11 protein-coding genes are annotated in these 14,554 nt (G+C 60.3%); 5 read left to right on the top strand and 6 right to left on the bottom strand.

The annotated features are described in order from the left end of the window. Positions 1-31: 31 nt before the first annotated feature. From fdnG to DRET_RS01105, 5 genes are all read right to left on the bottom strand, one after another. Entirely contained in the window at positions 32-3,049 is a 3,018-nt protein-coding gene (gene fdnG / locus DRET_RS01130) for a formate dehydrogenase-N subunit alpha (RefSeq protein ID WP_015750687.1), read from the bottom strand. Positions 3,050-3,077: 28 nt separating this feature from the next. Next, a complete protein-coding gene (locus tag DRET_RS01120) occupies positions 3,078-3,296 on the bottom strand; it encodes a hypothetical protein (RefSeq protein WP_015750686.1) in 219 nt (72 codons plus the stop codon). Between the two features lie 690 nt (positions 3,297-3,986). Further along, on the bottom strand, positions 3,987-5,018 hold the full coding sequence (locus DRET_RS01115) for a hypothetical protein (RefSeq protein ID WP_041281799.1): 1,032 nt from the start codon (positions 5,016-5,018) through the stop codon (positions 3,987-3,989). Between the two features lie 131 nt (positions 5,019-5,149). Continuing rightward, a complete protein-coding gene (locus DRET_RS01110; RefSeq protein ID WP_015750684.1) occupies positions 5,150-6,490 on the bottom strand; it encodes a histone deacetylase family protein in 1,341 nt (446 codons plus the stop codon). Further along, the gene (locus DRET_RS01105; protein ID WP_015750683.1) at positions 6,484-8,157 is read right to left on the bottom strand and encodes a hydantoinase/oxoprolinase family protein; all 1,674 of its coding nucleotides are present in this window, start codon (positions 8,155-8,157) and stop codon (positions 6,484-6,486) included. The genes DRET_RS01110 and DRET_RS01105 overlap by 7 nt, the downstream gene beginning before the upstream one ends. 238 nt (positions 8,158-8,395) lie before the next feature. On the opposite strand from DRET_RS01105, the gene purD reads away from it, so the two are divergent. Genes purD through folD form a run of 4 tightly spaced genes read left to right on the top strand, consistent with a single transcriptional unit; the run spans position 8,396 to position 12,196 of the window. Next, positions 8,396-9,679, top strand: a complete 1,284-nt coding sequence (gene purD, locus DRET_RS01100) for a phosphoribosylamine--glycine ligase (protein ID WP_015750682.1) — start codon at positions 8,396-8,398, stop codon at positions 9,677-9,679. Further along, a complete protein-coding gene (gene purE / locus DRET_RS01095; protein WP_015750681.1) occupies positions 9,676-10,179 on the top strand; it encodes a 5-(carboxyamino)imidazole ribonucleotide mutase in 504 nt (167 codons plus the stop codon). The genes purD and purE overlap by 4 nt, the downstream gene beginning before the upstream one ends. Next, positions 10,180-11,343, top strand: coding sequence for a hypothetical protein (locus tag DRET_RS12815; protein ID WP_015750680.1), 1,164 nt, complete (start codon positions 10,180-10,182; stop codon positions 11,341-11,343). It abuts the gene before it with no gap. 4 nt (positions 11,344-11,347) lie between these two features. After that, a complete protein-coding gene (folD, locus tag DRET_RS01085; RefSeq protein ID WP_015750679.1) occupies positions 11,348-12,196 on the top strand; it encodes a bifunctional methylenetetrahydrofolate dehydrogenase/methenyltetrahydrofolate cyclohydrolase FolD in 849 nt (282 codons plus the stop codon). A gap of 76 nt (positions 12,197-12,272) precedes the next feature. Here the strand turns inward: folD and tsaA are convergent, their stop codons facing one another. Continuing rightward, a complete protein-coding gene (gene tsaA, locus DRET_RS13785; RefSeq protein WP_015750678.1) occupies positions 12,273-13,244 on the bottom strand; it encodes a tRNA (N6-threonylcarbamoyladenosine(37)-N6)-methyltransferase TrmO in 972 nt (323 codons plus the stop codon). 164 nt (positions 13,245-13,408) lie between these two features. Between tsaA and DRET_RS01075 the strand changes: the two genes are divergently transcribed. Beyond that, the gene (locus DRET_RS01075; protein WP_015750677.1) at positions 13,409-14,473 is read left to right on the top strand and encodes a BMP family ABC transporter substrate-binding protein; all 1,065 of its coding nucleotides are present in this window, start codon (positions 13,409-13,411) and stop codon (positions 14,471-14,473) included. Positions 14,474-14,554 lie beyond the last annotated feature (81 nt).

The following is a 14,554-nucleotide window of genomic DNA, read 5'->3' as shown; positions in this document are numbered from 1 at the left end:
GGGACTCCTTCTTGGCTTCTACGGCGCGGGGTTAAATCTTGCGAACATTGACCATGAAGGCCTTGGTTTCGGGAATACCGGTATTCGCATCCCCGACAGACGGTGTGAGCAGATTGGCCGCGTCACCGCTGTCTTTGGGGTAGACCCAACCGTAATGCCAGGGGAGCCCGATCTGGTGGATGACCTGCCCCATAATCGTAAAGGGCTGCATCCGCGGGGTAACCATGGCCACAGCTTTGACCTGACCCCGGGCGGATTCCACGATGACTCGTTCCCCGTTCTCGATGCCGCGCATCTTGGCCAGTTCCGGGCTCATTTCCACGAACAGTTCCGGTTCGGCTTCGATAAGCCACGGCTGCCAACGGGTCATGACTCCGCTTTGCCAGTGTTCGGTGACCCGATAGGTCGTGCCGACAAACGGATAGCGCGGATCGCAGGAACGCCGTTTGTCCATGGCCCCCTCAAAGGTCAGCGCCGTTGGATTGTGCAGTTGCGAGGAGAACGGATGTTCTTCCAGCGGGCACTCCAAGGGTTCGTAGTATTCCGGGAACGGTCCATCAGCCCGGCCGGGGCCGAAAATCTGACCAAAGCCATGCTTGCGCATGATAAAGGCGTGCTTTTCGCCCGGAGGCCAGCCACCGTCGGGAACATCGCCGGCCCAGCTGTCCCCGGTCCATTTGATGACCGGTTTGTCGGGCGCGTACGGTTTGCCTTTGAGATCCACGGAAGCCCGGTTGTAGATGATCCGCCGATTGACCGGCCAACACCAGGACCAATTCGGATACAGACCGATATTGGCCTGCATCTTGGTCTGGGATTTGTCGCGCCGGGCGGCCATATTGCCCTCATTGGTGTACGAATTGCAGTACAGCCAGTTGCCCGAGGTCGTGGTCCCGTCTTCCAGGAGATAGGCGAAACTCGGGACCTGATCCCCGGCCTTGAAGGATTTGCCGCGGACGGTGACGTCCTTGAGGAAGAAACCGTTGATCAGCTTGGCCACCTTGTGTGGATCGTATTTGCCGTTCTTTTCCCACAGTTCGGTGCTCAGATTGACGATCGGCTCACTGTAGGTGCCGCCTTCATTGGCGTAGAGCTTTTGGAGCCGTTTGGTCAGCTCGACGATCATGTCCCCGTCTGTCTTGGTGTTCGGCAGGGGCTTCGGCCCTTCGTACCGCCACTGCATCCAGCGTCCAGAGTTGGTGATCGAACCTTCCTTCTCGATAGACACAGCGCACGGCAGGAAGAAGACCTCGGTGTCCACGGACTTGGGATCCATGTTCGGGCCCTTCCAAAACGAGGCTGTTTCATTGTCGAAGATGTTGGTCACGACCATCCAGTCCAATTTGGACAGCGCTTCACGGGATTTGTTCGAGTTGGCCAGACCGCTGGCGGGGTTTTGTCCCCAGGCGAAAAAGCCTTTGATCTCTTCTCTGTACATGGCGTCAAAGAGTTCCAGGAAGGAATACCCTTTGCCGTCGTCAAGTTTGGGCAGCCATTTGTACCCTTTTTCAATCGGGGCGTCCTTGTACATGGCCTTGATCAAGCTGGCCGAGTACTTCGGATAATGCTGCCACCAATTGGCGGATTTGGGGTCATTGCTGACCGGAGTGTAGGCTTCATTATAGGCCTGGAGCGTCGGTTGCGACGCCTTGGGCGTCTTCAGATACCCCGGCAGAATGTGGTACAGGAGGCAATGGTCCGTGGACCCCTGCACATTGGACTCGCCGCGCAGGGCGTTCACGCCGCCGCCAGCCACGCCAATATTGCCCAGCAGAAGCTGGATCATGGCCATGGCGCGGATGTTCTGGACGCCGACGGTATGCTGGGTCCAGCCCATGGCGTACATGATCGTCGCGGATTTGTCGGCTTTATAGGACGCCGCGTACGCTTTGTACACTTTGAGCAGGTCTTCCTTGGGCGTCCCGGTCGCCTTGGAGACCTTATCCAGGGTGTAGCGTTCGTAGTGTTTGCGCATGAGGTTGTAGACACACCGGGGATCCGCCAGGTTGGTGTCCCGTTTGGGGACGCCGTTTTCGTCGAGGACAAAGCTCCACTTGGATTTATCGTAACTCTTGGTCTTGGGATCAAAGCCGGCAAAAAGGCCGTCTTCGAAGCCGTACTCGTCGCTCAGGATAAATGTCGCGTTGGTATAATTGATGACGTATTCCCAGTTCACCATTTCCTTGTCGGTCAGATATTTGATCAAACCGCCAAGAAACGCGATGTCGGAACCGGAACGCAAGGGGGCGTAGATATCGGCCTTGGCCGAAGTCCGCGTGTACCTGGGGTCGACATGGATCAGTTGGGCCCCTTTTTCCTGGGCCTTGGTCACCCACTTGAAGGAGACAGGGTGGTTTTCGGCAGCGTTACTGCCCATGATCAAAATGCAATCACTGTTTTTGATGTCGATCCAGTGATTGGTCATCGCACCGCGTCCGAACGACTCTGCCAGAGCCGCTACCGTTGCGGAGTGTCAGATACGCGCCTGGTGCTCGATATACACCAGGCCCAGAGAGCGCAGCATGGCCTGATAGACCCAGCACTCTTCGTTGTCGATGGCGGCGGAGCCAACAGAGGCCAAGCCGTTGCACCGATTGACTTCCTGCCCTTGGGCATTAGTCCGGGTAAACGTGGCGTCACGGGTTTCCTTGACCCGTTTGGCGATGGTGTCCAGGGCCCAATCCCAGGATGTTTCCTGCCACTTCTCGCTGCCCGGAGCGCGATAAAGAACCGAAGTGATGCGGTCTTCGTTCTCGCCCAGGTTGAAAATGGCCGCCCCTTTGGCGCACAAGGAGCCTTCACTGACGGGGTGGTCCGGATCGCCTTCGACATTGATGGCCCGGCCCTGTCCTTCCTGGGAGGTATGGACGATCAGTCCACACCCTACCGCGCAATAACAACAGATGGATGTGGTTTCCTTGGCCCAGCGCAATTTCAGCAGCTGAGCCTGTGCCGCGGTCGGCTTCAGGCTGAATCCCAGCCCGCCGAATGCGGTGACTGCCGCAGCCGAAGCGGAGAGCTTCAGAAAATGTCTTCGGGTGAAAGTCATCGTGCCTCCTTCATGTTTGCAGCACCTTTTACTGGCCTCTGATCTCCCGGGACAAATGGAGCATGAGGGTGTAGCCTGCGGGACGCCCCGATTCCGGAGCGCACCAAAGAAACGGCTGGACCTCTGTGCCTTTCCATTGCTTCCAGGCGATCAGCCCCGCCGCCTGTCTGACCGGATTGAGATCAAATCCCAGTCCGGCAAACGGCATGGTGGTCGTGGCCTGATGGTGCCCATAGTTATGCCTCATAAAACATAACCCCCTTTACCTACTGTACTTTCACGTTAAGAACATCTTCGGCAATAAGGTCAAAAAAAAATTTCTTCCTTTCATTTTGACACCCGTCTTTCTCAGCCCTGAGCTGCCGGAAGCGTGGACCTGCCACGAGAGCACGCTTGGGCAAAAGACGCAAAAAAACCGCTTCCTTGGTCAAGAAAGCGGTTTTTTATATCCCTTTATGTCCAGGCCCCGATGCCGGGGGCCGTGCCCCTGGATCTGAAAATCTTGGCTCTTCGTCACAGGGCATGGAATTTCAGACGCAAAAGTTTGCCGTCTCTTCTGTGTGCTTCGAGCGAAAGGCCCGCACATTTTCTTGGTCCCGCCAAAAGGGGGAGACCGGACCGCGAACTGAATGCTCCCAGGCGGATTTTGATGCAACAAGGGCCATCTTCAACACCTGGAGTTCTGCTTTACTTGAGAGTCCGGAGGGGGCAAGGATCCCCCTTGGGCGGGATTGAGAAAATACCGGGCCGAAAGTGGGCACACAGAAGAGACGGCAAACTCCAAAAATCCACAGGATCCGTCAAAGAACCAAAATCTTTCTGGCGCCCCCCTTGCCCCAGGGAGACTGCCAAGCCGGGCCACCATCACGTTTGGGCCTCGCAAATCCAGAGGTTCTGCAGGCAGGTTGCTTCACCATACCGGGTTTCACCCGCCAGGTCAGGGTTCAGGAGGCCGAGGGAGGTTCTCGCGGAGTTTGTGCATATCGATCCGCCGGGTCAGGATGTCCTGGCGGGCCAGATAGCGCATGATACTCTCTTTGCCGGTCAAAACGACCTTTTTGCCCAGCCCTTCCTGGGCCAGGAGCACGGGCACCCCGCGCCACCTCCTGTGCCGGAAGAAAACCTGAGTCTTATGGGTTGCCCGGCGGATTGCTTCCGGCACCGGTCCTTTGGGGACCTCTTTTTGACTCTCCACGCGCAGAATCGAAACAAAGGGGTTGCTTGCGGCATCACCATCCCGCTGAATGGCCGCCAGCCTGCGCAGATCCCGCTCGGCGCTGTCCGTGGCACTCAAGGTCCAATACGCTTTCTGCCAGGCTTGATTGACCGCCAGATTGGCGGCCAATTCACTGCAGTGCCCGCAATGCAGGCTGAAAAACAGGTGCAAACGCAACGGCGCTTTGGAGGCATCACCGGCACTTTCCAGGAAGGCCGTTTCAGCCACCGGGGGGCTGTCCGGATCGATGCGCAGCACGGAATTGGCGGCAAAGCCGCCGGTCCAGACCGCCAGTCCGAGAAAAAGCAACAGCCAGCTGCCACGCACCCGGGCCAGCAAAGCTGTCACGAGTCCCAAACTCAGACCGACGGCGAGACAGAGCAGACACTGCTCCCCGAGGCCCATGAACTGGTAGCCGAGCAGCCCTCCATCAAAGGCCAGGGCGCCGCAGACAAGGAGCGTGGCGCTGCCCCAGAGCCACGGTTGGGGATAGCGACGGGCAAAAAAGACCACCGCCCACACAAGCCAGAAAAAGACCGCCCCGGTAACCACCAAGCCGGCCTCGCCGATGCGGACAAATTCCCCGACCACTTCACAGGCGCTGGTTGAGCACAAACTCCTGCCGGCATACAATTGCATCCAGGCTTCGACGCTCAACCCTGCCGCGGCAAGAAAAATAACGGCCAGCAACACCACGCCCCAGAATGTTTGCCGAGCTCGAGAGGACTGGGGCGTCAGTGTCTCCTCGGTCATACCCGCATCATTTGTCATGCTCATTGTTCAGGTCCACAGACACGCCATGGGTAAGGGTCCCGTCCAGACTCCGGAAAAAAAGACCTGGCCTTGATCTTGCGCTTGTTGAATACACCGTCTCCGCCTGTCACCTACATCTCCTTGTCCATAGCGTCGCCCACGACCCGTTGCGAGAAATCCTGAATGCGGTCAATATATTGAATAACCGCATACCGAAGGCTTTTCTGGGCCCGGGCGAATTCCTCCTCCGCGCGTCTGGCGCAACTGTCGCAGCACTGCCTCCCCAGTTCGATCCCCAGACAAAAGGGGGTCTTGGTCGAGGAGGTCTGGACCTTATACAGCCCGGGGCAATGCGGACAATCCAGGACAAACTCCCGCTGCTGCTCCATGAGCCCGTCGGTATCGTAAAAAATTTCCTTGTCGCGCACGAAGAAATCCCCCTCCTTCTCCCGGTCGATCAGCTTCTCCGGAGGATGGAAATAGAGATCCCGCACCGCCGGGGCCAATTGCTTGAGATACTCGGTGATCTTCGCGTCCTGCGCTACGCTCTCGGGCCGCAGGGCTGGTTCGCGGACATGGGAAAAGTCCAGACCGGCCATGGAGAGAATGATCCCGGTATTGACGTACGGCAGGGCGCCTTCGATGGCGTAGCCCCCCTCGAGCACGGCGATATCGGCCTGCAATTTCTGGCTCAGGCGGGCGTAGCCCTGGGCCGAAAGATTCATGGAGGTAATGGGATCGGAAAAATGGTTGTCCTGCCCGGCGGAATGGACAATCAGCTCCGGCTGAAAGTCCCGCAGCACTGGCAAGACCAATTCGTCCATCAGCAACAAAAATCCCGCATCGCTTGTCCCGGGCGGCAGCGGCACATTGAGGTTCCGCCCGGCCGCTTTGGGCCCGCCGATCTCGCCGGGGAAGCCGGAGCCCGGAAAAATGGTCCGTCCGTCCTGGTGCAGGGAGATGAACAGCGTCTCCGGATCGTGCCAATAGATGTCCTGGGTGCCATCGCCGTGATGGCAATCGGTATCCACCACCGCCACCCGGTTCACCCCGTACTGCCGGCGCAACCGCTCGATCATGATCGCTTCCATATTCACATTGCAAAAGCCGCGGCCGCCGTGCACGGACTTCATGGCGTGGTGCCCCGGCGGGCGCACCAGGGCGAACGACTTGTCACGCTCCTTGTCCAGGACCATCTGACCGGCGCGGATGGCGCCCCCGGCCGAAATAAGATGGGAGTCGGTGAGGACGTCCTCGGTGCGCGGAAACGCGAAGTGGACCCGCTCCACGTCCTCCAGACTGGCAATATCCGGCTTATATTCGGCGATCCCCGGGATATCGAAGACCCCCTCCTCCTGCAGTTGATCCATGGTGTACAGGAGCCGCTCCTGCCGCTCGGGGTGCGTTGGGGAGATAGCCCAGTCAAAAGCCGGGAAAAAAACAACGCCGAGACTGTTGGCGACTTTCAGCATACGGACCTCACCGTGGTTTCATAGCCGGAGGCAATGCCGGGGCGGACCTGACAGCGGACCCGGATATCCCGTCCAACCATGCTCATACCCCGGACCATGTTCATGCTTGAGGACTCGAGAATTTCCGCCGCCCCGGATTCCAACGTGCTGTCCTCCAGCGTCTCCTGGAGCGCCACCAGGGCGTCCTGCTTGGCCGCCTCCAAATCGTATCCGGCCCCGATGGACCGTTCAACGCCCAGGGCCGGGATGCGCATGACCCGCTGCTGGGTATCGGCGAACAATTCAATACAGACAGTGGGACGGGCCAGGGCGGCGCCAATGGCATTGGCCACCGCGGCATGCTCCGGGACACTGGCCTGCATATCCAGAGCCTTTTCAAGACAGGGGGCCAAAGCGGCAGCCGGCCCCCCCATCAACAACAAATGCTGCGGATGAAGGCCCTTGCCCCATAAAACTTCGTGGACCGTGTACACAGGACGCTGATTGACCTCCGCGAGAAGGTCCTGCACGGCGTCGCGGATCCCCGCACAAGCCGCCTCCACAACGCTTTCAGCCGCCCGGGCCGGGGAACACTCTAGGTGGTGCGCGACCGTCTCCAACCCGCGGAAGGAGGCCGCCGTATCACCATAGGCGATGCGCCTGGTGACATTGAGCGCGTCGACCAAGGTAGCCCTGGGCCCTCCTTGGGCCAAGCAGGGACCGAATCGTTGCGGTCCCACGGTGATGGAACCGTTGTGCACCTCAATAGCCGAGTCCCCCCCGATGCCCACGGAGCGGGTCTTGAGCCCCTTAACCAGAGTGGGCCGTCCTTCCAGGGAGATCCCGTGGCGTTCGATAACCGGAACGCCGCCGGCAAAGAGGGCGACATCCGTTGTCGTCCCGCCAATATCGAGCAGGACAGCCTCGTCTTGGACCGGGCACAGGGCGGAGATGCCCATGACACTGGCCGCCGGCCCGGAAAAAATGGTTTCCACCGGCACACGCCGCGCCTGTTGGAGCGGCAGGGTCCCGGCATCGGCTTTGAGCAGATTTACCGGACAGTTGAAACCATACTCGTCCAGAATCGCGGCCACTGCATCGGCAAACCCATTAAAGGTAGTCCAGACGGCGCTGTTGAAGTAGGCGGTATTGATCCGCCGGGGGAAATTCAGTTCCCCGGAAAGGTGGTGGCCTTGCGTCACCCATCCGCCCAGGGACGCCAGATGGTGGGCTGCCTGCTGTTCAAATTCCGGATTGCGGGGGGAGAACTTCCCCACACAGGCAAACGCCGAAAGTCCCTGGGCGGCAAATTGCTCGACAACCTGCTCCAGGCTCTCGGCCTCGAACTCCTCCAGGACACTTCCCCGGTGGTCGACCACCCCGGGAACAACGGTGCAATGCGGCGTGGGCGCATGCAGGGAAGGATCTATACCCGGCCCGCCGAAAAGGACCATCCCCACAGCTTCTGTCGTTCCCTGCACCAGAGCGTTTGTGCAAAGCGTCGTGCTCAGGGCAAAGCGGGTCGGCACCTGCCCCCCCAAAACAGAGCGCACCTCCTCCAGGGCCTGCCGCACGGATGCCAGGAGGTTTTCAGGGTCGGTATTGACCTTTGCCGCCCCCACAACCCCGGAAGGAGCAATGACCACCACATCCGTGTGGGTTCCGCCGACATCTATTCCAAGCAGCATAGAGAACTATCTCCCTGGCTTTGCTTCATTTGTCTCCCCGGTGCCCGGAAGGCGGGGACGGATTGCCATCGCCTGTTCTCTTCGGTATATAAGGCGGCTCGCAACGCCGTAAACACCGCGGAGTTCCCCGCATGAGCAATGCCGCAGATTTCGCTGCAGGTCAAATACACCCCCTTTGGAATCTGCCTTGCGCACTCTCCGCCGCAACCACCAAGGCGCACAGACATGGAGGCCCCCCTTGCGTATCCTGCTCATCGGCTCAGGAGGGCGTGAACACGCCCTGGCCTGGAAACTGACCCAAAGTCCTTCGGTATCCGCTCTTTTCACCGCCCCGGGCAACGGCGGCACCGCCGCCCTGGGAGAGAATATTCCCGTTGGCGCCGACGATCTGCCGGCCCTGGTCCAGACCGCCAAAGACAAGGCCGTGGACCTGGTGGTTATCGGCCCCGAATCCCCGCTGGTCCTGGGGCTGCGCAACGCCATGGAACGAACCGGCATCCCGTGCTTCGGCCCAGGCAGCTACGCCGCCCAGTTGGAAGGGAGCAAGGCTTTTGCCAAGTCCTTGATGCGCGAAGCGGAAGTGCCCACAGCTGATTTTGAAGTCTTCGACGATTTCGATACCGCCTGGGATTACGTCCGGCAACAGGAATTCCCTGTGGTCATCAAGGCGGACGGATTAGCCGCAGGCAAAGGAGTTGTCCTGGCCCATACAGCCGAGGAGGCCAAGCAGACCCTGCAGGAAATGATGGAAGAACGCGTCTTCGGAACCGCTGGCAACAGAGTGGTCATCGAAGAAGCCCTGGAAGGGGAAGAGGCCTCTTTCATGGCCTTTTGCGACGGCCTGACCGTGCGCCCCCTGCCGTCGTGCCAGGACCATAAGGCCATCGGTGAAGGCGATACCGGGGCCAACACCGGCGGTATGGGCGCCTATTCCCCGGCCCCGCTTCTGCCGGCCTCCCGGGCCCAGGAAATGAGCGACCTGGCCATCACCCCCATCATCCAGCACCTCCATGAAATGGGGCGCCCCTTTCGTGGCGTCCTCTACGCTGGTTTGATGCTGACCAAGGACGGCCCCAAGGTGCTCGAATACAATGTTCGCTTCGGCGATCCGGAGTGTCAGCCCCTCATGGTCCGCCTGGAAAGTGACTTGGCTGAGATCATGCTCGCCTGTGCCCAGGGCCGACTCAAGGAACTCGAGATCACCTGGTCTGAAAAGACCAGCCTCTGCGTGGTCCTGGCTGCCGCCGGCTACCCTGGCCCGTACCCCAAAGACATGCCCATCACCGGGCTGAAGGAGGCCGAAGCACTTGAAAACGTTCATGTCTTTCATGCCGGCACACGCCTGCAGGATGGCGAGGTCCTGGCCAGTGGCGGACGCGTCCTCGGAGTGACCGCCCTGGGCGACGACCTTGCCCAAGCGCAACAGCAGGCCTACAAGGCGGCCGACTGTATCCATTTCGACAACAAATACCTGCGCCGGGATATCGGCGACAAAGGCTTACGGAGGCTTGGACTCAAATGACACAAGTAGCCATTCTCATCGGCAGTATTTCCGATAAGGACGTCTTAGAACCTTGCACCAAGGTCCTTGAAGACATGGGGATCACCTACCGGTTTACGGTCAGTTCCGCCCACCGGACCCCGGAACGCACGGAAAACATGATCCAGGAACTCGAACAGGCCGGCTGCCAGGTCTTTATCTGCGCCGCCGGAATGGCCGCTCACCTGGCCGGGGCCGTTGCGGCACGGACCATCCGCCCCGTGCTCGGCGTGCCCATCAACGCCTCGGCCTTGAACGGCTGGGATGCCCTGTTGTCCACCGTGCAGATGCCTCCTGGCTATCCTGTGGGCACTCTGGCCCTGGACAAGGCGGGTGCCAAAAATGCCGCATGGCAGGCTGCCCAGATCCTTGCCCTCAACGACCCGGACCTGGCCCGCCGCATCTTAGAGGCGCGGGAAACCATGGCCGCGGACGTGGCCAAAGCCGGGCAAGAACTGGAAAGTCGCGCGGGTCGGTCCTAGATGAAGGGCGGCGTCCTTTTTCAGGCCCTCGTGCTGCTCTTGCTGTGCACTCCAGCCCTTGCTCAACGCCAATGCCCCTCCGAACCCGTCATGGCGGCGGTGGAAGCGTTTGTTCAGGCCGCTGAGGGCACACAGGACCCCACGCCGGCCCAGCGCGACGTGTTGACCAGCTTGGCCTCCCGGCGCGACGCGGCCTGCAGCGGTGATCCGGTCCAATTTCAGGGGATGCCCGGGGCCTTTCACGCCTTTGATGTCGACGTCGACCTGCAGACCATTTTGGAGACCCTCTACCACCCGGATATCCCCTCAAACATGATCATCCCCTCCTCGGTGCGCTGCACCAAATGGCTCGAAGTGGCGGGAGAGAACGCCACAGAGGTGCCCCCTTTGGCGCCGGCGCTCTCCCGACCAAACGCGACCCGGATCATCCGGGGCGTGGAGCAGGAGACCAATACGCCGGATCTGTTTACGGGATCCTATTACACCTACCAACAGCATCGGCTGCTTGTGCTTTCCAACGCGGCGCAGGGTCAACCAGTGCTCATCTCCGTGGCCGCCCAGCAGGATATTTCCGAAGTTGGCCACAAAGGCCGGGTCATTGGAGACGACACCTTGTGGACCTATTATTATTCCGGAGAAAAAGGGGTGAACAAGATAGGGCTGGGATGGGTGGACAGCCATATCTTTGACGGGGTTTCAATCACCCTCTACAGCCAGGTTCCCGACTCCAGGCAAACACGGGTGACGACCATGAAATGGTTGAATGCGGGCTGGATGGGCATGAATATGGTCAAACCGAAGCATATCCAGGCCGGATTGGAACGGTTCGCCGCAGGGTTGACCCGGGTCCTGGAATCGCCACAGTTCCCTGCTCCGGACCATTTAGCTCAGGTGGGGCGCTGGCTTGAACGCCAACCGCGGCAGCAATTGGCACAATGGCGGGCCGCCTTGGCCCAAAGCCGCCCGGAGGCACCATTTCCCACGGATTGTGAGGAACTCACCATGGCCTGCGACGTAAAGTACGCCCGGTCCATGAGCCACAACTCGCTTGTCTGCGCCGTGGGGCTGGAATTCATGAAGTGGCGGCTCGGCCTGTCCTCCGCCCCCGCTGATGAGATCTGCCGGCAGATCTTCGCTCCAGTTTTGCAAAACCCAAAAGGATAGACGCATGCTACTGCTCAACGGCAAAGAGACCGCAGCCACGATTCGCGCCCGATTGAAAACTGAAATTGCCGGATTGGTCGAGGCCCACGGACGGCCCCCAGGACTGGCCGTCATCCTGGTTGGAGAAGACGCCCCCTCCCAGGTCTACGTTCGCAATAAAGAACGGGCCTGCGCAGACGCGGGCATCGCTTCCCAGACCTTCAGGCTGCCCGCCGACACGCCCCAGGCGGAATTGGAGGGACACATCCAGGACCTCAATGCCAGAGAGGATATTGACGGCATTCTGCTCCAACTCCCCCTGCCGACCGGGCTGGACAGCCAGCGCTGCCTCGATCTCATCGACCCCGCCAAAGATGTCGACGGGTTCCACCCGGTCAATATGGGCCGGCTGCTGCTCAATCTCCCCGGCCCCAAACCGTGCACCCCCGCAGGCATCCTGACCTTGCTCGACCATTACGGCATTGATCCTGCCGGAAAACATTGCGTGATCGTCGGCCGCAGCAATATCGTCGGCAAGCCCCTGGCCCAACTCCTGTTGGCCCGCCACGGCACGGTCACCGTCTGCCACTCCCGCACACGGGACCTGCCTGCCATCACCCGCCAGGGAGACATCGTTTGCGTGGCTATCGGCAGAACAGGCTTTTTGACTCCGGAAATGGTCAAGGAAGGAGCGGTTGTCGTGGATGTTGGGATCAATCGCACCGATGATGGACTCAAAGGCGACGCCGACTTTGACGGACTCCAGGACAAAGTCGCAGCCATCACCCCAGTGCCCGGCGGGGTCGGACCGATGACCATCGCCCAATTGCTGCTCAACACGTTGGAGTCTTACACCGCCCGGGTTCAGCGCTGACGCCCCCTGCCCAGACCTCTTCGCTTTCCCTCCCGCGTCCCTGGCCCTGGCATGCTGGTCAGGGACGCGGCATGCCTCAGGACCTGCGCCCCGCCTCGAGCCTGATCCGGGCCAGGGTCTCCACCTCCTCCGCCAAAGCCAGGGCCTGATCCATCTCCTCTGACCAGCAGACGACGCCGTGGCGGGTCAAAAAGATCGCCCCCGCCCCTTGGGCGGCCTCTCCGGCTGCTGTGGCCAGCGCCGTGCTCCCGGGATCGAAGGCGGGCACAACGGCGAGCTGATCCAGCACCACCTGACTCTCATATAAGGGCAGCGCCGCAAAAGCTCGCCGGATGTCTTCGCCCAAGGACAAAGCCAACACGCACGGCGGGTGGACGTGGACTATGGCCCTGGCACGCGGTTGCGCACGATAGATGGCGTGGTGGACCCGCCATTCCGAGGAAGGACGCCCCTGTCCCCAAAAACTGTCCCCCTGCTCGTCAAGCCCGACAATATCCCTGGTCGACAAGTGTCCTTTTCCGCATCCGGACCGGGTGATATACATCCCGTTTTCGCAACGCAGACTCAGATTGCCGCTCAACCCGTTGCTCAGCCCTCGCTGCCAACACCGGTGCCCGGCCTGTTTCAAGATCCCCACCGCACTATCGGCAGCTGCGCCCGGGACGGACTTGATGTCCACAACGGCGGTCCCGTCGACCACCTCCATGCCGGAAACGGTCAGCACCCCGTTCTCCCAGCCCAAAACGCGTACTTCGTGGAGCCCGATGGGGTTGGGGCGGTCCGGTGAACGGGTGGTAAAAACCCCGCGCTGGGGACGGTTGACATCCCCCCGGGGGTGACACCGCAGGCAGGCCCTGTCGCCCTGCTCCAGCCAGGTCAACACCAGCAGGTGCTGCCCGGGGCGAACACCATCCAGGGCTGGCTGAAATTCCGATGCCACTTCGATCCGGGCCGGCTCGGCATCACTTCCGGCTTGACGGGGACATGCCTCCCGGGACGGGTATACCGTACGGACGACGGCGACCGGTTCCAAAGAATACGCGGCCATGATCACTCCTTTTGTGTCCTGCCTGGCAAACCAGACTGTGTTGCGCCTGCATACTGCCGCCCTGCAATGATCGCAACCGGCACGGGAGCCCCACTCTTGCCAATAGGCACGGCCTGGGGTAGAAAGTGTGCTTTTCGTACCCAAGTGCCAAGAGGAGAGGACCCATGCGACAAATCAGCATTCTTTGCGCCCTGATGGCCGCCTTTTTGCTCTGTCTGCCCGGCGCCGCGTCGGCTGAGGATCTCAAGGTCGGTTTTATCTATGTTTCCCCCGTGGGGGACGCTGGCTATTCCTACGCCCACGACCTCGGACGCCAGGCTGTGGAACAAATGGACGGAGTGACCACCTCCTATGTGGAAGCCGTTCCGGAAGGACCGGACGCCGAACGGGTCCTGCTGAATATGAGCCGGAAAGATTTCGATCTCATTTTCGCCACCAGCTACGGCTACATGGACTCGGTGATCAAGGTCGCCAAACGCTTTCCAGAGATAACCTACATGCACTGCTCCGGATTCAAGCGCGCTGAGAATGTCGGCACCTACTTCGGGCGCATGTACCAGGCCCGCTACCTCACAGGGATGGTCGCCGGCGAAATGACCGACAGTAATGTTCTCGGCTACGTGGCCGCCTACCCCATTCCGGAACTGATCCGGGGCATCAATGCCTTCACGCTTGGGGCCCAGGCCGTCAATCCCGACGTCAAGGTCCGCGTCGTCTGGACCAAAAGCTGGTACGATCCGGCCACGGAAAAAGAAGCCGCGCTGAGTCTGCTCGATGTCGGCGCCGATGTCATCGCCCAGCACGTGGATTCCCCTGCTCCACAGGAAGCGGCCGCTGAAAAAGGGGCGTATTCCGTGGGCTACAATTCCAACATGGCCCAATTCGCTCCCGAAGCGCATCTGACCTCCGCTGTCTGGAACTGGGACAATCTCTATCCAGAAATTGCCGAGCAGGTTGTGCAGGACACGTGGGAAAGCCAGGATATCTGGGCTGGTTTGAACGAAGGCATCATCGGTCTGGCCCCCTACGGCCCCATGGTTCCCGAATCTGTGCAGGCCGAGGTGGAAGAGGCCAAGGCAGCGATCCAGAACGATGAGCTGACTGTTTTCGCCGGTCCGCTTAAGGACCAGGACGGTACCGTCAAAGTGCCCGAGGGCGACTCCATGACCGATGAGGAAATGCTGGGGATGACCTGGTTTGTCCAAGGGGTCATCGGGACGACCGAATAGATTGAGTCCCCCGTAAAAACAACGGGATATGACAACTCCGGCCACTGCTCACCACGGCGGTGGCCGTTGTTCTTTTACGTT

This window comes from Desulfohalobium retbaense DSM 5692 (assembly GCF_000024325.1).
GTDB lineage: Bacteria > Desulfobacterota > Desulfovibrionia > Desulfovibrionales > Desulfohalobiaceae > Desulfohalobium > Desulfohalobium retbaense.
Note: the sequence above shows the minus strand (reverse complement) of the source record. Positions and strands in the feature narration are given on the sequence as shown.

What these genes read in the sequence shown, in the direction of transcription:
- DRET_RS01120 (WP_015750686.1), bottom strand. Translation starts at nt 3,296, where the DNA reads ATGAGGCATAACTATGGGCACCATCAGGCCACGACCACCATGCCGTTT.
- DRET_RS01115 (WP_041281799.1), bottom strand. Translation starts at nt 5,018, where the DNA reads ATGACCGAGGAGACACTGACGCCCCAGTCCTCTCGAGCTCGGCAAACA.
- DRET_RS01110 (WP_015750684.1), bottom strand. Translation starts at nt 6,490, where the DNA reads ATGCTGAAAGTCGCCAACAGTCTCGGCGTTGTTTTTTTCCCGGCTTTT.
- DRET_RS01105 (WP_015750683.1), bottom strand. Translation starts at nt 8,157, where the DNA reads ATGCTGCTTGGAATAGATGTCGGCGGAACCCACACGGATGTGGTGGTC.
- purE (WP_015750681.1), top strand. Translation starts at nt 9,676, where the DNA reads ATGACACAAGTAGCCATTCTCATCGGCAGTATTTCCGATAAGGACGTC.
- DRET_RS12815 (WP_015750680.1), top strand. Translation starts at nt 10,180, where the DNA reads ATGAAGGGCGGCGTCCTTTTTCAGGCCCTCGTGCTGCTCTTGCTGTGC.
- folD (WP_015750679.1), top strand. Translation starts at nt 11,348, where the DNA reads ATGCTACTGCTCAACGGCAAAGAGACCGCAGCCACGATTCGCGCCCGA.
- tsaA (WP_015750678.1), bottom strand. Translation starts at nt 13,244, where the DNA reads ATGGCCGCGTATTCTTTGGAACCGGTCGCCGTCGTCCGTACGGTATAC.
- DRET_RS01075 (WP_015750677.1), top strand. Translation starts at nt 13,409, where the DNA reads ATGCGACAAATCAGCATTCTTTGCGCCCTGATGGCCGCCTTTTTGCTC.